The sequence below is a fragment of the Kocuria tytonicola genome (assembly GCF_003687175.1).
GTDB classification, from domain to species: domain Bacteria; phylum Actinomycetota; class Actinomycetes; order Actinomycetales; family Micrococcaceae; genus Kocuria; species Kocuria tytonicola.
The window spans coordinates 327,094-345,855 of sequence record NZ_RDEX01000001.1 but is presented as its reverse complement, the minus strand read 5'-3'; the positions used below and the strand labels follow the sequence as shown (position 1 = coordinate 345,855).

Here is an 18,762-nt window from a genome sequence, read left to right as displayed (position 1 = left end):
ATCCTAGTCACGCGCAACAATCAGTGAGCGAACTAATCAGTGCCCTCCGGAGCCAGGAACTCGTCCGGGATCCGCTCCGCGCCGGCCACGTCCGAGAGCAGGTGGCGGTCGATGGGTACGCCCCGGCGCAGCACGCTGATGCCGCCCCCGGGCTCGTGCAGCACGCACGCCACCTCCGCGTAGGAGCGCACACCTGCGCGGCGCAGCGCCCCGTGCAGCTCCGAGCGGGTGATGTGCGAACGCCGCAGGGCCTGCTCGTCCACCTCGTCCCCGGTCATCAGGATCCGCGCCGGGGCGTTGAAGAGCCGCTGCAGCCGCGGGCGCGTGCCCAGCTGTCCGAACACCACCTCCAGCAGGAACAGGGTGGCCAGGCCCAGCACACCGCTCGCGAGGGTGGGCGGGTGTCCCAGGATCACGCGCCCGGCCACGGCCCCGAGCATCACGGTGACCACCACGTCGAACGTGGACATGGCGGTGAGCACCCGCTGGCCGAGGAGGCGCACGAACACCAGGAACACCACGTAGATGCCCACTGCGGAGAGCACCACCCCCACCGCGTACGGCAGGGTGATGCCGAGCTCCGCCCACAGGCCGTTCCATCCGGTCACGCAGCACTCCTGGGGCTCGGGGAAAACGACTGGTCCGCCGGGAACGCTACCGGGCGGCGTCGTGGTCCTGGCCGCCGGCGGCGAACTGGGTGGCGTGCAGCTCGGCGTAGCGCCCGCCGCGCGCCAGCAGCTCCGCGTGGGAGCCGCGCTCCACGATCCGCCCCGCCTCCACCACCAGGATCTGGTCCGCCTTGCGGATGGTGGAGAGCCGGTGGGCGATCACCACGGCGGTGCGCCCGGACATCGCCTCGTCCAGGGCCGCCTGCACGTGCGCCTCGTTGGTGGAGTCCAGGGCGGAGGTGGCCTCGTCCAGGATGACCACGCGCGGCCGGGCCAGGAGCAGACGCGCAATGGTGAGGCGCTGGCGCTCGCCCCCGGAGAGGCGGTAGCCGCGCTCTCCCACCACGGTGTCCAGCCCGTCCGGCAGGGACTCGATCACGTGGCGCAGCCGCGAGCGCTCCAGGGCATCCCACAGCTCGGCGTCCGTGACACCCTCCCGCGCCACGCCCAGGTTGGCCCGGATGGTGTCGTGGAAGAGGTGGCCGTCCTGCATGACCATGCCCACGGTGTGGCGCAGGGACTCGAAAGTGGTCTCGCGGACGTCCTGGCCGCCGATGCGCACGGCACCGGAGTCCACGTCGTAGAGCCGCGCCACCAGCTGCGCGATCGTGGACTTGCCCGCACCGGAGGAGCCCACGAGCGCCACGGTGTGTCCTGCGGCGGCGCGGAAGCCGACGTCGTGCAGCACCTCCTCCCCGCCGCGCGAGTCCAGCACCGGGACATCCTCCAGGGAGGCCAGCGAGACCTTGTCCGCGGAGGGGTAGGAGAAGGTGACGTGGTCGAACTCCACGTCCACCGGGCCCTCGGGCAGCGCACGGGCCGTGGGGCTCTGCGTGATCAGGGGCTTGATGTCCAGGACCTCGAAGACCCGTTCGAAGCTCACCACCGCGCTCATGATGTCCATGTGCGCGTTCGCGAGCATGGTCAGCGGAGTGTAGAGCCGGGTCAGCAGCATGCCCAGGGCCACCACGGAGCCGGCGTCGAGGTGCCCCAGCAGGGCCTGCGTGCCGCCCACCCCGTAGACCAGGGCGAGCGCGAGGGCGGAGACCAGCGTGAGGGCCGTGACGAACGTGGTCTGCAGCATGGTGGCGCGGATGCCGATGCCCCGCACGTCGTCCGCGCGCGCCGCGAACTCACGGGACTCCTCCGCGGGGTCGCTGTAGAGCTTCACCAGGGTGGCCCCACCGGCGGAGAAGCGCTCGGTCATCCGTGTGGACATCTGCGCGTTGTACTGGGCGGACTGGCGCTGCAGGGCGGCCAGCTTGCCGCCCATGGCGCGCGCGGGAACCAGGAAGATGGGCAGCAGCAGCAGGGACAGCACGGTCACCTGCCACGAAATGGTGACCATGACGCCCACCGTGAGCAGCAGGGAGACCAGGTTGGAGACCACCCCGGACAGCGTGCCTGCAAAGGCACGCTGCGCGCCGATCACGTCCGTGTTCAGCCGGGACACCAGGGCGCCCGTGCGCGTGCGGGTGAAGAACGCGAGCGGCATGGTCTGCACGTGGTCGTAGACCGCGGTGCGCAGGTCGTAGATCAGGCCCTCGCCGATCCGCGAGGACTGCAGGCGGCTGAGCAGGGACAGTCCGGCGTCCGCCACGGCCACCACTGCGATGGCAACGGCCAGCCACACCACCACGGAGATGTCGTGGCCGCCCGTGATGGCGTTGACCACGCGCCCGGCGAGCACGGGGGTGACGACCCCCAGGACGGCGAGCACCACGGAGACCAGGACGAACGCGATGATCGCGCCGCGGTGGGGCCTGGCGAAAGTGGCGATCCGCCGCACCGTCTCCCCGCTGATCCGGCGGCCCTTGTTCTCCTGGCCCTTCATGGTCTGCCACATGGCCATGTGCGCGCTCTGCATACTCACGCGCCACACTGTAGACCCGTGCTCAGACTCCCACAGCGGGCACAGCGGGGCTGCGGACGCCGGGGCCGCGGTGCCCCGGTTCCGCGCGGTCAGTCGGTCATTCGCCCGGTCGGACGTTCAGGACTTCCAGCGTTCAGGCCGAGCAGTCCAGTCCCAGAACGCTGCGGGCGGAGGCGCCGCAGTTCAGCGCACGGCCGATCTCCCTCAGCTGGCCCACCTGCTCGTCGCTCAGCCGGTCGAAGACGATCTCCCGCACGTGGCGCACGTGCGCCGGGGCGGCCTCCTTGACCCGTTCCAGGCCGGCGGGCGTGATCTCGGCGATCACCACGCGACGGTCGTCCTGCCGACCCTCCCGCGTGACCAGCCCGTCCTTCTCCATGCGCGCGACGATGCGCGAGAGCCGGGACTGCGAAGTGTTCGTGGCGGTGGCCAGAGCTGACATCCGGTGCCGGTGGTCGGGCGCCTCGGACAGCATGGCGAGCACCAGGTACTCCGCCAGGGACATGCCCTCCTCGCTGCGCAGCTGACCCTCCACCGTTCCCGGCAGCCTGAACATGATCGACACGAGCGCAAGCCACGCCTCGCGCTCGTCCTCCGACAGCCACTTCGTCTCACTCATGGGAGAGATTCTAGTGAGCATATATTGACGCAGCAAATGTTTCCGGGCCGTCATGTCAGGCCGTACCTGGTACTCGGCCACGTGGAAGGCGCCCTTGGCTGATTCATAATGGACCCATGGACTCCCTCGCCACCTGGCCCTCGCCCCTGTCTCTCGACGACCGCGGTTTCGACGCCGCCGCGATGCGCCAGCTGGGGCGGGCGTCGTCGTCCTCCGAACGCAGCACGCGGGCCGAGGCCGCGGAGGGTGTCCAGGTCGAGACCGCGGAGGAGTCCGCAGCACAGGGCGCCGTCCCCTCGAAAGCGTCGCTCGGGGAGAAGCTGACCGCGTCCCTGCTGCTGGTGATCCCGCTGGTCTCCGCCACCGTGGTGGTGCTCAGCGCGCTGCGCTGGGCGGACAGCCACAACGGCTGGTGGCTCGGGGTCGTCGCGGCGGTGCTGGTGCTCGCCGCGGTCTCCTGGGTCGCGGTGCTGCGGCGCTCGTTCGCCAGGGCGCAGGGCCACCTGGCGGCGCGGCTACCGGGAGTGGTGGGGCACGGTGTGGGCATCATCCGCGAGCTGGACGTGGAGTCCCCGTTCGACGAGAACGGCGTCTCGGACACCGTGACCGCGCACCTCACCCTGCGGGTCAACCCCACTCAGGGCCCCGCGTTCACCGGTTCCGTGGACGCGGTGTACCGGGCGGCGGACGCGGAGAAGCTCGAGGTGGGGGCGCACGGACCCGTCCGCTACCTGCGCTCGGACCCGGAGGCCTCCGTCACCATCGACACCCGGCTGGACGCCGGGAAGGTGCAGCAGATCTACCGCGCGGCGGCCATGAACTGACACCCGCGCGGGGCGACGCCCCCGGGGGCTCAGGACGCGGAGTTCTCCCGCTCCTTGCGAGCCCCCTCCGCGGCGCCACGCGCGGGGGCACGCAGGGCGGCGGACCCGCCGCGCGCCACCGCAGCGGGCGGGACGACCTCGTGCTGGTCCGTCTCCGCCTCGGGCTCGGTGACCACTCGGGTCCCGGTGCCCCGGGCACGAGCGGGGGACCCGGTGATCTGGGTGATGCTCACGGCCATCACGTTGAGCACGATGCCCAGGATGGTGACGATCCATGCCAGAACGGACATGGACCCCACGGCGAAGAGCAGACCGATCACCACGAGTGCGAGCGAGGTGAGGTATGCGGGGGTCTTGGCGCGCCGGAAGTTGAACTGCATTCCCCTATTTCACCATGTTTCCGCACGGGGTCGCCCCCGCCCACGGGCGCCCTCCCGACACTTCACCCAGAACTTAACCGCTTGTCAGACCCACCCGCGGCGCAGTTGACTGTGAGGTAGTTGTCAACGAAAGGACTGACGGAACATGACTAGGAACCAGACCCTGCAGCTCAACGACGGCCACTCGATCCCCCAGCTGGGCTTCGGCGTGTGGCAGGTGGACGCGGACGTGGCCGAGGACGTGGTGAGCCAGGCACTGAAGATCGGCTACCGCCACATCGACACCGCCAAGATCTACGGCAACGAGGAAGGTGTGGGGCGCGCGATCGCCAGCAGCGGCATCCCGCGCGAGGAGCTGTTCGTCACCACCAAGCTGTGGAACGACGACCAGGGCTACGAGTCCGCCCTGGAGGCCGTGGACAAGTCCCTGGAACGCCTGGGCCTGGACTACGTGGACCTGTACCTCATCCACTGGTCCCAGCCGGAGAAGGGCAAGTACCTGGACACCTGGAAGGCGTTCCAGGAGATCAAGGCGTCCGGCAAGGCACGCTCCATCGGCGTCTCGAACTTCACCGAGAAGGCCCTGCAGGACGTCCTGGACACCGGCGTGGTCCCCGCCGCGCACCAGATCGAGCTGCACCCGTACTTCACCCAGCAGGCCATGCGGGAGCTGGACTCCCGGCACGGGATCGTCACCGAGGCGTGGTCCCCGCTGGGCCAGGGCAAGGCGGAACTGCAGGACGAGATGATCGGGAAGATCGCCGAGGCGCACGGCGCCACCCCGGCGCAGGTGATCATCGCGTGGCACCTGGCCATCGGCAACGTGGTGTTCCCCAAGTCCGTCACCCCGCAGCGCATCCAGGAGAACTGGGACGCCCAGGACGTCACCCTCAGCCAGGACGAGGTACAGCAGATCAGCGCGCTGACCCGCGTCGACGGGCGCATCGGCCCGGACCCCGCGGACTTCAACGACTGATCCCGGCCGCCGTGCACACCGCGCCGGGGTGACCCGCAGCGGATCCCCGGCCAACGCCCCCGAGCCCCTCTCCGCAGGGACTCGGGGGCGTTCCTGCGGTGCGTCGAAGATCAGTTCACTGGACGTCCGGGTGCATCATGGTGAGTTATGAGTCAGCACACCCCGGCAGACGGCCCCCTCAGCGGCACGCCTGACCGCACCGCAGCACCCGTGGACCCGCACAACCCCGCGGGCAGGAAAACCTTCTTCGGCCAGCCCGGCATGCTGGCCAACCTCTTCTCCGTGGAGATGTGGGAGCGCTTCTCCTTCTACGGAATGCAGGCCCTGGTCCTGTACTACATGTACTACCCCGCAGCTCAGGGTGGTCTGGGCATCGACGAGGGCGTGGCCGCCGGCATCGTGGGTGCCTACGGGGGCACGGTGTACCTGTGCTCCATCCTGGGCGGCTGGGTTGCGGACCGCCTGCTCGGCTCCGAGCGCACCATGCTCTCCTCGGCCGTGCTGATCATGCTCGGCCACATCGCCCTGGCCTTCATCCCGGGAGTGGCGGGGCTGACCATCGGCCTGCTGAGCATTGCGATCGGCTCCGGCGGCCTCAAGACCACGTGCGTGAACCTCGTGGGCACCCTCTACGAGCGTGACGACCCCCGCCGCGACGCAGGCTTCTCCCTCTACTACATGGGCGTGAACATCGGCGCCCTCTTCGGCCCGCTGCTCACGAGCTTCGCGTGGGGCACGTGGGGCTTCCACGCCGGGTTCGGCATCGCGGCGGTCTTCATGGCCCTCGGCCTCCTGCAGTACATCCTCACCCGCAAGGGCCTGCCCGAGACCGTCCACACCGTGGCCAACCGCCTGCCCCGCTCGCAGTACGGCAAGTGGGTCGGGATCGCCCTGGCGTTCGTCGCCGTGGTCCTGGTCCTGCTGTTCACGGGGATCCTCAACCCCGGCAACCTCTCGAACGCGGTGATCCTGGTGGTCGTGGTGGCCGCCATCCTGCTGTTCGCCACCATGCTCCGGGACAAGGGCCTCTCCTCGGACGAGCACTCCCGAGTCCTGGCGTTCATTCCCCTGTTCATTGCCACTGCGGCATTCTTCGCCCTCTTCCAGCAGCAGTTCACGGTGCTGGCCATCTACGCGGACACGCGCCTGAACCTGTCCCTCTTCGGCATGGACTTCAAGCCGTCGGCCGTGCAGTCCATCAACCCGGTGTTCATCATCGTGATGGGCATGGTCTTCGCCGCCGCGTGGACCAAGCTGGGCACCCGCCAGCCCAGCACCCCGGTCAAGTTCGGCATCGCGCTGCTGCTGATCGGTGTGGCGTTCCTGCTGTTCATCACCCAGGCCCAGACGGCCTCCGTGTTCGTCGGCTGGATCGTCCTCGTGCTGTTCTTCGCCACCCTCGGTGAGCTCTTCCTCTCCCCCGTGGGCCTGTCCCTGGCCACCAAGCTCGCGCCGCGGAAGTTCCCGGTGCAGATGGTGGCCCTGTACAACCTCTCGGTGGCGCTGGGCACCGCTCTCTCCGGCTCTCTCGCGGAGTTCTACTCCCGCGAGAACGAGGTGGGCTACTTCGGCACCATGGGCGCGATCACCATCGTGCTCGGCATCGTCATGCTGCTCGTGGCCAAGCCCGTCCTGAAGCTGATGCGCGGCATCCGCTGAGCGGACTGCCCACCTCCGGCACGCCGAGCGCCCCGTCATCCCCCGTGGATGCGGGGCGCTCGGCGCATCCGGGCCTGCGCGGCGTCGTCGTGGGTGCCGGCCGGCACCACTGGCCCCGGGACTCCCCGCCCGGTTCCCCAGCCCCGCGCTCCGAGCGGGCAGGACGACGACGCCGCGCGCGCCCCGGGTGCCGATGACCCCCACGGGCGCCCGGCATACCTTAGGGTTGCCTGTACGCATGAGCCGCGAGTCACAGTTCACGCCCTGGAGGGTCCGACGGTGCGCGGCACGAGAAGGGCCAACCCCGGAGGAACACATGAGCGATTCCACGACACCGCGCGGTGCCACCTCGGCATCCAGCACGCCGAGCCGCGGCGTGGCCACGGCCGACCCCGCGACCGGAGGCACCGACCCCTCGGGGGAGAACCACGAGCTGAAGCGGGTCATGGGCCCGGGACTGCTCCTGCTGTTCATCGTGGGGGACATCCTGGGCACGGGCGTGTACGCCCTCACGGGCAACATCGCCGGTGAGATCGGCGGCGCGGCCTGGGCCCCCATCCTGGTGGCGTTCGTGGTGGCCACCATCACCGCGTTCTCCTACCTGGAGCTCGTGACCAAGTACCCCGGCGCCTCGGGTGCCGCGCTCTACACGCACAAGGCCTTCGGGATCCACTTCCTCACGTTCCTGGTGACGTTCGCGGTGCTGTGCTCGGGGCTCACCTCCGCGGCCACCGCCTCCAGCACCGTGGCCGCGAACTTCGCCAAGGGCTTCCACCTGCAGATCAGCCCCCTCGGGATCACCCTCGTGGCGGTGGGCTTCATGGCGCTGCTCGCGATCATCAACCTGCGCGGTGTGTCCGAGTCCGTGAAGCTGAACGTGGTGCTCACCTGCATCGAGCTCACGGGCCTGCTCATCGTGATCCTCGTGGGCTTCTGGGCCGCCGCCCAGGGCAACGCGGACTTCAGCCGCACGGTCATCTTCGAGACCTCGGACGACAAGGGCATGTTCCTGGCCCTGACCTCCGTGACCTCCCTGGCGTTCTTCTCCTTCGTGGGCTTCGAGGACTCGGTCAACATGGTCGAGGAGACCAAGGACCCCACCCGGAACTTCCCCCGCGTGATGCTGTTCGGTCTGTGCATCACGGGCGTGATCTACGTGCTGGTCTCCCTGTTCACCGTGGCGATCGTGCCCATCGGCCAGCTCGGCGAGTCCACCACCCCGCTGCTGGACGTGGTCAAGATCGGTGCGCCGAACATCCCCATCGACACCATCTACCCGTTCCTCACCATCTTCGCGGTGGCCAACACCGCCCTGATCAACATGCTCATGGCGTCCCGTCTGCTCTACGGCATGGCCAAGCAGGGCGTGATCCCGGGCGTGCTCGCCAAGGTGCTGCCCGGTCGCCGCACCCCCTGGACGGCCATCCTCTTCACCACCGTCCTGGGCATGGTGCTGATCGTGATCGTGAACAATGCGATGGGCAAGAGCACCGCCTCCGCCCTGGGCGGCACCACCGCTCTGCTGCTGCTCGGCGTGTTCACCGTGGTCAACGTGGCCGCGATCATCCTGCGGCGGGACCGTTCCCAGGAGGGCCACAAGTACTTCCACGCCCCGAAGGTGCTCCCCTACCTCGGCGCCGTCACGTGCGCGTTCCTGCTGGGGCCGTGGGCCCAGGACACCATCGAGTACCAGATCGCCCTGGTGCTGATCGCGCTCGGCGTGGTGCTGTGGCTCGTGAACTTCCTGTACGCGCGCCTGTTCACCGGTCGCCGCACACGCTTCCAGCACCCCGAGGACATCGCCCACCTGGAGGACGTGGACCAGTGAGTCCGCTCCCCCAGATCCACCCCCACCCCGCCACGGACCCGGAGAAGCCATGAACATCGTCGTCGGTTACCTGCCCACACCCGCCGGACGCGCCGCCCTGCGCGCCGCCATGGACGAGGCCACGCTGCGTTCGGCGGACCTCGTGGTGGTGCAGGGCCACCACACCAGGCGCTGGGGCCGCCACACCGGTCCCGAGGAGACGGAGACCGCCGTCCGTGAGGACCGCGCCGCCCTGGAGGCCAGTGGTCTGTCCTTCGAGCTGGTGCCCATGGCGGACGACGCCGATCCCGCGGACGTCATCCTGGACGTCACCGACCGCACCCACACCCAGCTGCTGGTCATCGGCACCCGGCGTCGCACGCCGGTGGGCAAGCTCATCATGGCCCCCACCACGCAGCGTCTGCTACTCGAGGCCGGCTGCCCCGTGCTGTGCGTCAAGGCGGACTACGGCACGGACTGAGCGCGGCAGTCCCCGTGAACGACGGCGGGCCGGACCTTGCGAGGTCCGGCCCGCCGTCGTTCGTGGTGGGAGGGGTATCGGGTCAGGCGGCGCGGTCCGTCCGTTCCTCGTGGTGGGCGGTTGCCGCACGGGAGCCGGCCCGTGCGGCCGGTGCCGTCCTGGCGGGTGCCGTGGCCGCGGGGCGCGAGCGGGCGGCGTCGGCGTGGGCTGCCTGTGCGGGGGCGCGACGGGTGGCTGGGGCGTCAACGGTGACGCCCTCCTGCTGCCACGAGAAGCCGAAGGCCAGTGCCGGGACCACCTTGTTGGCGAGGGACGCTCCTGCCATGACCCCCACGAACGCCACCGGCACCGCAGCCACGACGTCCAGGGGGTAGTGGGCCCCGGAGTACATGCGGGCCAGGCCCACCAGCGCCACGCCCAGGGAACCCCAGAGCAGGATGGTGCGCCGGCTGCGGGCGCGCGAGGCCACGAGGCTCAGGGCCAGGACGATGGCCACCACGGCGCCCGTGTGCGAGGAGGGGAAGGACAGGGAGCCGGTGACCGCGCCCAGGGGGTCGCCGGAGAGCTCGGGACGCGGTCGCTCCACCGCGACCTTGACGAGCCCGACGGCCGCCCACCCTGCCAGGGCGGTGATGCCGAAGCCCACGGCATCCAGGGGCCGACGCCGGATCACGGCCAACCACCCGATGACGGCCGCGATGATCAGGACCACGGCCCCGTTGGACAGGGCCATCTGCACCACGGTGGCCACGGTGTCCAGAAGAACGTTGCGATGCTGGGAGATCCCCTCGAGCAACGCGGTCTCCCCGGCGGTGATCTGCGGTGACAGCACCAGCAGACGACCGATTGTCGCTGTCAGCAGCACCACGACCAGGGGAACGGCCACGCGGTGACGCAACTGCGGCAACTGCCACGGGGACCCGCCCGGCGAGGGGGAAGAATACTGCGCCGGATTGGTCATGCACCAATGGTGACACGAGACACCGAGTGATTCCTGAACCGGGCGTGTCGTGAGCTGTGTGGCGGACACGGCGGACAGTTTCACGTGAAACGTTTGTGGTAAAACAACCCATATTCTTTTGATACCTAGATATTCATATGTAATGGGATACAAGACAGGGGTTGCGGCCGCGTGAGCCCGGCCTTTCCTGGGAACTCCGTGTGTCGAATGCACCGCCCGAACGATGACTACACTCAGGCGTCACGAAGTGTTCGGGAACGGAAGGGACGCCGATGTCCTCCATGTCGTCTCACCCCACCACCGCGCCGGGGGGTCCCGCAGCCCCCGGCTCACAGGCGGCCCTGCGCGTGGCGAACCGTCGTCGCGTGGTGGACGCGGTGCGGTCCCTGGGGGACGTCACCCAGGCGGGCATCGCACGCGAGACGGCACTGGCGCCGTCGACGGTCTCCTCGATCGTCAAGGAGCTCACCGCGTGCGACCTCCTCGCCGTCGAGGGTGAGCACGGGGGCAGGCGGGGACAGCGCGTGCGGTTCAGCGCGAGCGCCGGCTTCCTGCTGGGGGTGGACGTGGGCCACCGTCACGTGGAGGTGGCGGTGGCGGACCTGAACCTCACCATCCGCGCCCGACGCCGCACGGACCTGCCCGCGGGGCACCGCGCCACCGAGGTGCTCGCCACCGCACGCGAGATCCTCTCCGAGCTGCGCACCGGGCTGGGGATCACCGCGGACAGGGTGCTGCGGGCGGGCCTCACCCTGCCCGCCCCCGTGGACGCGGACGGAAAGGGCCTCGACTCGCGGGCGATCCTGCCGCACTGGGCGGGGCTCGACGTGCAGGCCACCGCCTCACGTGTCCTGGACTGCCCGGTGGTCGTGGAGAACGACGCGAACGCCGGTGCCGTGGGCGAGCACACCCTGGGTGCGGGGCGAGGCGTGCAGGACATGGCCTACCTCAAGGTCTCGCACGGCGTGGGCGCCGGTCTCGTGCTGGGAGGGCGGCTCTACCGCGGAGCCAGCGGAGCCGCCGGGGAGATCGGGCACGTCACCCTGGACGAGCGGGCCGGGCTGTGCCGCTGCGGCAACCGGGGGTGCCTGGAGACCTTCGTCTCCAGCTCGGCGGTGCTGGAGCTCGTCCGCCCCTCGGGTCGGCAGCCCCGCAGCGTGCGGGACGTGGTGGACGCCGCCCTGGCGGGGGACCCCGGGTGCAGCCGGGTGGTCGCGGACACCGGGAGGCTGCTCGGCGGCGCAGTGGCGCAGCTGTGCAACCTTCTGAACCCGGAGCTCGTGGTGCTGGGAGGGGACCTCTCCCGGGCGGGCGAGCTCGTGCTGGCCCCCCTGGACGAGTCCGTCCGGCGCTACGCCCTGCACGGCGGCACGCAGCCGCGGACGATGGCGTCCGAACTGGGGCCGCAGGCGCACCTCCTGGGGGCCCTGGTCCTCGCCCGCAGCAAGACCCCGCTGCCCGTCTGATCCTCCCGGCCCACGGTCCGCGCTCTCTGCGGGGCAACCCCTTTCCCTCCCTGACCCTGACCCTGACCCTGACGAACGATGGCACGACATGGCTCCCATTTGTGTTCGACTCATGGACATTCTGTGATGCGAGTCCTACTCTTGGGGCACTGTCCTTCCCCGACAGCCGCCACCCCTCCCGGCAGGTCCCGCTCGCAGCTCTCTCGGAGCACCCCGCGGTCACAGTTCCCGGCAGCCACGGTGTCATCGGGCGGGGGACTCTCGAGCGTTGAAATTCAGGACAGCAAGGGAGCTGCGGGATGAGCCATCCAGCGCAAGCACACTCACCGGAGCATCATCAGACGAACACCGGTGCCGTCGTACGAATCACCACCGTGGCCGCGTTCGGCGGCCTCCTCTTCGGGTACGACTCCGCCGTGATCAACGGCGCGGTCTCCTCCATCCAGTCCTCGTTCGACGTGGGGCCCGGTCCGCTCGGCTTCGCCGTCGCGGCGGCCCTGCTGGGTGCCGCGGTGGGCGCGTTCTTCGGGTCGCGGATCGCGGACCGCACGGGGCGCATCCCCATCATGAAGATCGCGGCGGTGCTGTTCCTGCTCTCCGCCATCGGCTGCGCCCTCACGCAGAGCATCGAGTGGCTCATCTTCTGGCGCGTGGTGGGCGGCGTCGGCGTGGGCGTGGCCTCCGTGATCGCCCCCGCCTACATCGCCGAGGTCTCTCCGGCGCACCTACGCGGCCGTCTGGGCTCGCTGCAGCAGATGGGCATCGTGCTCGGCATCTTCCTGTCCCTGCTCGTGGACGCCCTGCTGGCCAACTGGGCCGGAGGCGCCTCCCAGGAGCTGTGGCTCGGGCTGGCGGCCTGGCGCTGGATGTTCCTCATCATGGCCGTGCCCGCAGTGCTCTACGGCATCGGCTCCTTCCTGATCCCCGAGTCCCCGCGCTTCCTGGTCTCCGCCGGCCGCGAGGACGAGGCCACGGCGGTGCTCTCCCGCATCCACGGCGACGACGCCGTCGCGAGCCGCGTGGAGAAGATCCGCACCACCGTCAACAACGAGCGCAAGCCCCGCTTCTCGGACCTGCGCGGCTCCATGGCCGGACTCAAGCCCGTGGTGTGGGTGGGCATCGGCCTGGCCGCGCTGCAGCAGTTCGTGGGCATCAACGTGATCTTCTACTACTCCAACGTGCTGTGGGAGTCGGTGGGCTTCAAGGAGTCCGACTCCTTCACGATCTCCGTGGCCACGTCCGTGGTCAACGTGCTGGTGACCATCGTGGCCATCTTCCTGGTGGACCGCATCGGCCGCCGCCCGCTGCTGCTCGTGGGCTCCGCCGGAATGGCGCTCTCCCTGGGTGTGATGGCCGTGGTGTTCGCCACCGCCAGCAAGGTCATGGTGGACGGCCAGCTCACCCCGGACCTCGGCCCCGTGGCCGGGCCGGTGGCACTGATCGCCGCCAACCTCTTCGTGGTGTTCTTCGGCGTCTCGTGGGGCCCGCTCATGTGGGTGCTGCTGGGGGAGATGTTCCCCAACCACATCCGCGGCGCCGCCCTGGCCGTGGCCGGTGCAGTGCAGTGGATCGCCAACTGGGCGGTGACCGTCACGTTCCCCTCCTTGTCCAACTACTCGCTGGGCCTCACCTACGGCATCTACGCGTTCTTCGCCCTGGTCTCGCTGATCTTCACCATCAAGATGGTGCGGGAGACCACCAACGTGGAGCTCGAGGACATGCACGAGTAGCCCTCACACGCTCCACCCACGACGACGCCCCGGCCCGCGGCCCGCACCGCACCGGGGCGTCGTCGTCCCCCGTGACGCGTGCATCCCGGATGCTGGACGCATTGCGGGACGGAGACCGACGGTCGGGTATTTTCGAGACACCTGTGCAGGCGCCCGGGTGTCGGGACCCGGTGCGCCCCCTGTTTTCGACGGCGAAAAGAGACTCCCATGATCCAGCAGACCGCCACCGCAGCTCCGGGACGCAAGTCCGCGGGCCACGTGATCGTCGACTCCCTTGCGGCCCACGGCGTGGAGCGTGCCTACGTGGTTCCCGGTGAGAGCTACCTGGACGTGCTGGACGGGCTCCACGACTCCCCCATCCAGACCGTGGTGTGCCGGCAGGAGGGCGGCGCCGCGTACATGGCGGAGGCGGAGGGGAAGATGAACGAGGTCCCCGGCGTGGCCATGGTGACCCGCGGCCCCGGCGCCGCCAACGCGCACGTGGGTCTGCACACCGCGTGGCAGGACTCCACCCCTATGGTGCTGTTCGTGGGGCTCATCCCCTTCGAGCACCGCGAGAAGGAGGCGTTCCAGGAGTTCGACCCGCACCAGTGGTTCGCGTCCGGCGCCAAGCGCGTGATGGTCCTGGACCACGCGGAGCGGGCTTCCGAGTACGTGGCGGAGGCCATGTTCGCGGCGCGTTCCGGGCGCCCGGGCCCCGTGGTGGTGGGGCTGCCCGAGGACGTCATCACCCGCGAGATCGAGCCCACCCTCCACCCGGTGATCCCTGTGGCGGGCGGCGGCATGACCGTGGACGACTGGAAGGCCCTGGAGGCCGCACTGAAGCAGTCCCTGAAACCGCTGTTCGTCTTCGGCGGCAACGACTGGACCGTGGAGGGCGCGGAACGCTTCACCCAGTGGCTGGAGGAGCACCACATCCCCGCGGCCGCGGAGTGGCGCTGCGAGGGCACCGTGCCGTTCGGCTCGCCGTCCTACGTGGGGCCCATCGGCTACGGCCGGCCCAAGCCCACCGTGGACCTGCTGGAGGAGACGGACCTGCTCGTCTTCGTGGGCACCGTCCCCGGGGACGTGATCACCAACGGGTTCCTGGTGCGCCAGGACTGGTCCAAGAAGAACTTCATCGTCACCATGGACCCCTCCATGCGGGGCCGCTCCGGCGCGGTGACGTACCAGATCGTGGCCAAGCCGGACGTGTTCGTGCGGGACCTGGTGCGGATGACCCTGCCCGTCAAGGACACGTGGCGGGACTGGTGCCGCCGCATGCGCCGGCAGCAGGAGGAGTTCTGCGCACCGCAGCCCGCTCCGGAGCAGGACGGTCCGGCCACGATGGACACCATGATGAGCGAGCTGGTGAAGACCCTGCCCGAGGACGCCATGGTCACGTTCGGCGCGGGCGAGCACACCAACTGGGCGCACCGGTACTTCCCCACGAACGGCTACGCTTCCATGATCTCGGCGCGCAACGGCTCCATGGGCTACTCGGTGCCCTCCGCCGTGGCCGCCTCGCTGAACTTCCCGGGCCGTCGCGTCATCTCGATCGCCGGGGACGGCGAGTTCCTCATGAACGGCCAGGAGCTGGCCACTGCCGCGCAGTACGGCGCCACGCCCCTGGTGATCGTGATGGACAACCAGGAGTACGGCACCATCCGCACCCACCAGGAGCGCCAGTACCCGGGCCACGTGTCCGGAACCCAGCTGAAGAACCCGGACTTCGCAGCCATGGCGGACGCCTTCCACGGGTTCGGGGCGCGCGTGGAGCGGGAGTCGGAGATCCCCGGCGCCCTGGAGCAGGCCTTCCGTGCCATCGACGAGGACCACACGTTCGCTCTCATCCACCTGGTGGTGGAGCAGCGCAACAAGGCATACTGATCCAGGCATAGGCACGGGTCAGAAGCCCGATCGTCAGCACTTCCCGTCCTGCCGCCCGGGGCGCCGCGAGGGCGCGGACGCGATCTCGTCGACCTCGGCGCTCCGGACCGGGACGACGCCGCGCGCGCTCAGTGCAGCGGGTGCGCCTGCTGGTCCGCGCGCATCCGGCCCGCCACCACCGCGAGCACACCCAGTGCGGGGGTCAGCACGGCCACACCCCAGAAGATGGTGACCGGGGGCAGGACCTCCGCGACAGGACCTGCCACCGCCATGGAGATGGGCATGAGCAGGAGTGAGACGAAGAAGTCCAGGGACGAGATCCGGCCCAGCATGTGCCCCGGGACGCGCCGCTGCAGCAGCGTTCCCCAGATGACCTGACCCGCTCCCCCGGTGGCGCCGAAGACGCACAGGGCCAGCGCCATGACCCACCATGAGCCGGTCATTCCCACGAGTCCGAACGGCAGCGTGCCGAAACCCCACAGCCACACCATGGTGGTCAGGTAGTTCCGGGGCAGCCGGAAGGACGCCATGAGGCTGGATCCCACGGCCGTGGCGATCCCGTACAGCCCCAGCATGGCGCCGTAGCCGGCCACCGTGCCGCCCAGCCGGTCCACCACGAGGAACGGCACCAGCACCTCCAGGGGACCGGTGAAGAGGAAGATCGCGCTCATGGCCCACAGCAGGGTCCACAGCAGCCACGGCGTGCGGAGGCAGTAGCGGAAGCCGTCCAGCATGTCCCGGAGGATGGTCGCCCGGGGTGCGGCCGCGGCGTCGTCGTGCCCCGGAGCGTCCTGCGGGTCGTCCCGCTCGGGCAGTCGCAGCCGCAGCATGAGGACCAGGGCGCCGGCGTGGCACACCGCGATGGCCAGGACGGAGGCGCCGGGCAGTGCGAGCGACGTGAGCGCGCCCCCCACGGCGGGGCCCGCGGCGAGCTGGAGCAGCGGCCGGGCAGTGCCCTCCACCCCGTTGGCCGCGAGCAGCTGGGCCGGTGGCAGGATGCGCGGCAGTGCCGCCGAGTACGCGGGGTAGAAGAATCCCACGGCGCCCGAGAACACGAAGGCCGCTGCACCCAGGTGCCACAGGGCAAGCGCGTCCGTCCAGGTGAGGACCACGACGGTCAGGGCCGTGGCCAGATTGGTCAGCTCCACGCAGCGCAGGATCACCGGTAGCCGGAACCGGTCCGCGGCCACGCCCCCGAGCAGCACGAAGATCACCATGCCCACAGCGCCCGCGGCGGTGACGAGCGAGAGGTCCACGGCGGAACCACCCAGGGCCATCACGCGGGCCACCATGGCCACGGCCCACAGTCCGGAGCCGAACACGCTCACGCCCATGGCCAGCGCGAGCACCCTGTAGGCGGGGGAGGAGAAGGGCCTGAGGGCGCGGGGAAGCTGCACCGCCCCAGGCTACCGGGCGCCGGCCCCGGTCCGGTGGCGGTGGTCCCGTGGTCGGCCCCCGGGAAGAGGGACCCCGTGGCAGGAGACCCGCGCCCGCGTTCCGCGCCCCGGCAGCCCTGGTTCGGGTCTTGTCGTGGCGTACCGTGGAACGTCAGGAACTCTCGACCTCCCGGGCCCGTTCGAAGGAGAACCGCATGCGAGCCACCCACGTCCCCGCCACCGGAACCGTCCTGGTGAAGGAGTGGCCGGATCCGCACCCCACACGGGACGGTGAGTTCGTGGTGCGGCTCGTCGCGGCCTCCGTGTGCGGCTCGGACCTGCACTCCGTCCTGCACGGCACCATGCACCCCACCGCCCCTGAGCGCGCGGGGTATCCCGGGCACGAAGGCGTGGGCGTGGTCACGGAGTCCCGCTCCGAGACGTTCCCGGTGGGAACCGCGGTGCTGTGCGTGCCGCCCGGGGAGCTCGGCGGGACGTTCGCCGAGTTCATGCTCCTGGACGACCTCCACGCGGTGGCCCTGCCCGAGCACGTGGATCCGGACGACCTCACCGAGATGCGCCGCTACATGATGGCCCAGCAGATGGGCACGTGCCTCTACGCGATGAACCTGTACTGGCCCACCGAGGTCCCGGCCCGCCGGGCGGGGACCTGCGTGATCATGGGGGCGGGCTCTGCGGGGCTGTTCTTCCTGCAGGATGCCCTGCTGCGGGGCTTCGAGCAGGTGATCGTCTCCGACAAGGAGGAGTCACGCCTGCAGATCGCACGGGAGCTGGGCGCCCACACGGTGAGGGTGCCGCAGGAGAACCTCCCGGACGTGGTCTCCGAGCTCACCCGCGGCGAGGGCGCGGACCTCGTGATCGAGGCCGTGGGCTCCGACGCCCTGCGGGCCGAGGCCGTGGAGATCGTGGCCAACCGCGGCATCGTGGGGTGGTTCGGGCTGTACGAGAGCTTCGACCCTGCCCCCGTGCCGGTCTACGAGGTCTTCCGGAAGTCCGTGCGGCTCCAGGGATCGGTGGCAGCCCAGTCCGAACCAGGGCTGGTGTCCTTCCACGAGGCCGTGCGTCGCATCCGCGACGGTGAGGTCTCCGTGGACTACTGCCTCGGCAGCGTGCACACACTCGAGGAGACCGAGGACGTGCTGCGGCTCGCCGAGCGCGGCGGTGAGGGGACCGTCAAGTTCACCATCGTCCCCTGAGACGCCGTTGCTCCAGAGTCACCACCGCTTTCGGGGATGCTGCGGTTCCAGGGACGCCGCGCCCCGACGGTGCCGCGTCCCGGCCGTGCTCCCGGCTGGCGCGACCGCCTCAGCGGCCTGCACCGTCCTCCGGCTCCCTGTTCCGCAGGCTCGTGATGATCTGGATGCCCACCGGGATCAGGGACAGGAGCACGATGAGGATGGCGATCAGGTCCACGTTGTCGCGGATGAACGGGATGCCGCCCAGGAGGGATCCCGCAACCACCATGATGGTGACCCACAGGAAGCCGCCCAGCACGTTCCAGCCCACGAACGCGCGGTAGGGGTGCTTCGCGGTGCCCGCCACGAGCGGCACGTAGGTGCGCACGATGGGGACGAAGCGCGCCAGCACGATCGAACGGCCTCCGTACTTGCGGAAGAAGTCCTCGGTCTGGGTGAGGTACTTGGTCTTCAGGAACCGTGCGTCGTCGGAGAAGAAGCGCCGCCCGAACCGGTGCCCCAGGTAGTACCCCACCTGGTCGCCCGCGACTGCCGCGATGAACGGCACCACGATCATGAGCCACAGCGGGATGTGCAGCGCCTGGTGCAGCAGACCTCCCGTGAACAGCAGCGAGTCGCCGGGCAGGAACGGGAACAGCAGACCCGATTCGATGAACACGATGAGCGTCATGCCCGCGAGCGCCCAGGGCCCCAGTTGCTCGAGCAGTTGGGCGGGGTCCCCCAGGGGGAGCAGCTGCGGGGCGAGGAGCCCGGCCGTGTGGATCACTTCTGGCGTCATGGTGTCCAAGTATGCCCTCCACCCGCGGCCCCCGCGGCATCGGTCCGGGTGACGACGGCGCCCGGCCCGGTTCCCCCG

The 18,762-nt window shown here is 70.0% G+C and carries 16 protein-coding genes; 9 read left to right on the top strand and 7 right to left on the bottom strand.

All coding sequences use genetic code 11. From position 1 onward, the window contains the following. Positions 1-32: 32 nt before the first annotated feature. The 3 genes from EAE32_RS01530 to EAE32_RS01520 all read right to left on the bottom strand — a co-directional run bounded on the left by EAE32_RS01530 (position 33) and on the right by EAE32_RS01520 (position 3,160). The gene (locus EAE32_RS01530; protein WP_121863955.1) at positions 33-608 is read right to left on the bottom strand and encodes a DUF421 domain-containing protein; all 576 of its coding nucleotides are present in this window, start codon (positions 606-608) and stop codon (positions 33-35) included. A 46-nt stretch (positions 609-654) separates the two neighbouring features. Continuing rightward, positions 655-2,541 (bottom strand): ABC transporter ATP-binding protein, encoded by a 1,887-nt coding sequence (locus EAE32_RS01525; RefSeq protein WP_207803840.1) that lies wholly within the window; start codon positions 2,539-2,541, stop codon positions 655-657. A 133-nt stretch (positions 2,542-2,674) separates the two neighbouring features. Then, complete coding sequence (locus tag EAE32_RS01520; protein WP_121863953.1) at positions 2,675-3,160, bottom strand: MarR family winged helix-turn-helix transcriptional regulator; 486 nt, start codon at positions 3,158-3,160, stop codon at positions 2,675-2,677. Positions 3,161-3,276: 116 nt separating this feature from the next. Between EAE32_RS01520 and EAE32_RS01515 the strand changes: the two genes are divergently transcribed. Next, a complete protein-coding gene (locus tag EAE32_RS01515; protein ID WP_121863952.1) occupies positions 3,277-3,984 on the top strand; it encodes a hypothetical protein in 708 nt (235 codons plus the stop codon). A gap of 29 nt (positions 3,985-4,013) precedes the next feature. Here EAE32_RS01515 and EAE32_RS01510 read toward each other — a convergent pair whose 3' ends face one another. Further along, on the bottom strand, positions 4,014-4,364 hold the full coding sequence (locus EAE32_RS01510) for a hypothetical protein (protein WP_121863951.1): 351 nt from the start codon (positions 4,362-4,364) through the stop codon (positions 4,014-4,016). A gap of 145 nt (positions 4,365-4,509) precedes the next feature. Here EAE32_RS01510 and EAE32_RS01505 point away from each other — a divergent pair, with 145 nt between their 5' ends. From EAE32_RS01505 to EAE32_RS01490, 4 genes are all read left to right on the top strand, one after another. Further along, positions 4,510-5,340 carry an aldo/keto reductase gene (locus tag EAE32_RS01505; protein ID WP_121863950.1) on the top strand — a complete coding sequence of 277 codons (831 nt, stop codon included), beginning with the start codon at positions 4,510-4,512 and terminating at the stop codon, positions 5,338-5,340. Positions 5,341-5,487: 147 nt separating this feature from the next. Further along, positions 5,488-6,999, top strand: a complete 1,512-nt coding sequence (locus tag EAE32_RS01500) for a peptide MFS transporter (protein WP_279386923.1) — start codon at positions 5,488-5,490, stop codon at positions 6,997-6,999. A gap of 316 nt (positions 7,000-7,315) precedes the next feature. Next, entirely contained in the window at positions 7,316-8,827 is a 1,512-nt protein-coding gene (locus tag EAE32_RS01495; RefSeq protein WP_121863949.1) for an APC family permease, read from the top strand. A gap of 49 nt (positions 8,828-8,876) precedes the next feature. Further along, a complete protein-coding gene (locus tag EAE32_RS01490) occupies positions 8,877-9,287 on the top strand; it encodes a universal stress protein (RefSeq protein WP_121863948.1) in 411 nt (136 codons plus the stop codon). Between the two features lie 82 nt (positions 9,288-9,369). Here the strand turns inward: EAE32_RS01490 and EAE32_RS01485 are convergent, their stop codons facing one another. Beyond that, a complete protein-coding gene (locus EAE32_RS01485; RefSeq protein WP_121846864.1) occupies positions 9,370-10,248 on the bottom strand; it encodes a phosphatase PAP2 family protein in 879 nt (292 codons plus the stop codon). A 281-nt stretch (positions 10,249-10,529) separates the two neighbouring features. Between EAE32_RS01485 and EAE32_RS01480 the strand changes: the two genes are divergently transcribed. From EAE32_RS01480 to EAE32_RS01470, 3 genes are all read left to right on the top strand, one after another. Beyond that, positions 10,530-11,714: an ROK family transcriptional regulator gene (locus EAE32_RS01480; RefSeq protein WP_121864745.1), complete on the top strand. Its 1,185-nt coding sequence runs from the start codon at positions 10,530-10,532 to the stop codon at positions 11,712-11,714. A 299-nt stretch (positions 11,715-12,013) separates the two neighbouring features. Further along, the gene (locus EAE32_RS01475) at positions 12,014-13,444 is read left to right on the top strand and encodes a sugar porter family MFS transporter (RefSeq protein ID WP_121846545.1); all 1,431 of its coding nucleotides are present in this window, start codon (positions 12,014-12,016) and stop codon (positions 13,442-13,444) included. Positions 13,445-13,651: 207 nt separating this feature from the next. Continuing rightward, positions 13,652-15,313, top strand: a complete 1,662-nt coding sequence (locus tag EAE32_RS01470; protein WP_121863947.1) for a thiamine pyrophosphate-dependent enzyme — start codon at positions 13,652-13,654, stop codon at positions 15,311-15,313. 128 nt (positions 15,314-15,441) lie between these two features. Here EAE32_RS01470 and EAE32_RS01465 read toward each other — a convergent pair whose 3' ends face one another. Beyond that, on the bottom strand, positions 15,442-16,710 hold the full coding sequence (locus tag EAE32_RS01465; protein ID WP_121846547.1) for an MFS transporter: 1,269 nt from the start codon (positions 16,708-16,710) through the stop codon (positions 15,442-15,444). Positions 16,711-16,904: 194 nt separating this feature from the next. Here EAE32_RS01465 and EAE32_RS01460 point away from each other — a divergent pair, with 194 nt between their 5' ends. Continuing rightward, positions 16,905-17,906, top strand: a complete 1,002-nt coding sequence (locus EAE32_RS01460; RefSeq protein WP_121863946.1) for a zinc-binding dehydrogenase — start codon at positions 16,905-16,907, stop codon at positions 17,904-17,906. Between the two features lie 109 nt (positions 17,907-18,015). Here the strand turns inward: EAE32_RS01460 and EAE32_RS01455 are convergent, their stop codons facing one another. Beyond that, positions 18,016-18,684, bottom strand: coding sequence for a DedA family protein (locus EAE32_RS01455; RefSeq protein ID WP_121846551.1), 669 nt, complete (start codon positions 18,682-18,684; stop codon positions 18,016-18,018). Between the last annotated feature and the right edge of the window lie 78 nt (positions 18,685-18,762).

Coding starts and splice junctions, on each gene's coding strand:
- EAE32_RS01520 (WP_121863953.1), bottom strand. CDS start 3,160: ATGAGTGAGACGAAGTGGCTGTCGGAGGACGAGCGCGAGGCGTGGCTT.
- EAE32_RS01515 (WP_121863952.1), top strand. CDS start 3,277: ATGGACTCCCTCGCCACCTGGCCCTCGCCCCTGTCTCTCGACGACCGC.
- EAE32_RS01510 (WP_121863951.1), bottom strand. CDS start 4,364: ATGCAGTTCAACTTCCGGCGCGCCAAGACCCCCGCATACCTCACCTCG.
- EAE32_RS01505 (WP_121863950.1), top strand. CDS start 4,510: ATGACTAGGAACCAGACCCTGCAGCTCAACGACGGCCACTCGATCCCC.
- EAE32_RS01500 (WP_279386923.1), top strand. CDS start 5,488: ATGAGTCAGCACACCCCGGCAGACGGCCCCCTCAGCGGCACGCCTGAC.
- EAE32_RS01495 (WP_121863949.1), top strand. CDS start 7,316: ATGAGCGATTCCACGACACCGCGCGGTGCCACCTCGGCATCCAGCACG.
- EAE32_RS01490 (WP_121863948.1), top strand. CDS start 8,877: ATGAACATCGTCGTCGGTTACCTGCCCACACCCGCCGGACGCGCCGCC.
- EAE32_RS01485 (WP_121846864.1), bottom strand. CDS start 10,248: ATGACCAATCCGGCGCAGTATTCTTCCCCCTCGCCGGGCGGGTCCCCG.
- EAE32_RS01480 (WP_121864745.1), top strand. CDS start 10,530: ATGTCGTCTCACCCCACCACCGCGCCGGGGGGTCCCGCAGCCCCCGGC.
- EAE32_RS01475 (WP_121846545.1), top strand. CDS start 12,014: ATGAGCCATCCAGCGCAAGCACACTCACCGGAGCATCATCAGACGAAC.
- EAE32_RS01470 (WP_121863947.1), top strand. CDS start 13,652: ATGATCCAGCAGACCGCCACCGCAGCTCCGGGACGCAAGTCCGCGGGC.
- EAE32_RS01460 (WP_121863946.1), top strand. CDS start 16,905: ATGCGAGCCACCCACGTCCCCGCCACCGGAACCGTCCTGGTGAAGGAG.
- EAE32_RS01455 (WP_121846551.1), bottom strand. CDS start 18,684: ATGACGCCAGAAGTGATCCACACGGCCGGGCTCCTCGCCCCGCAGCTG.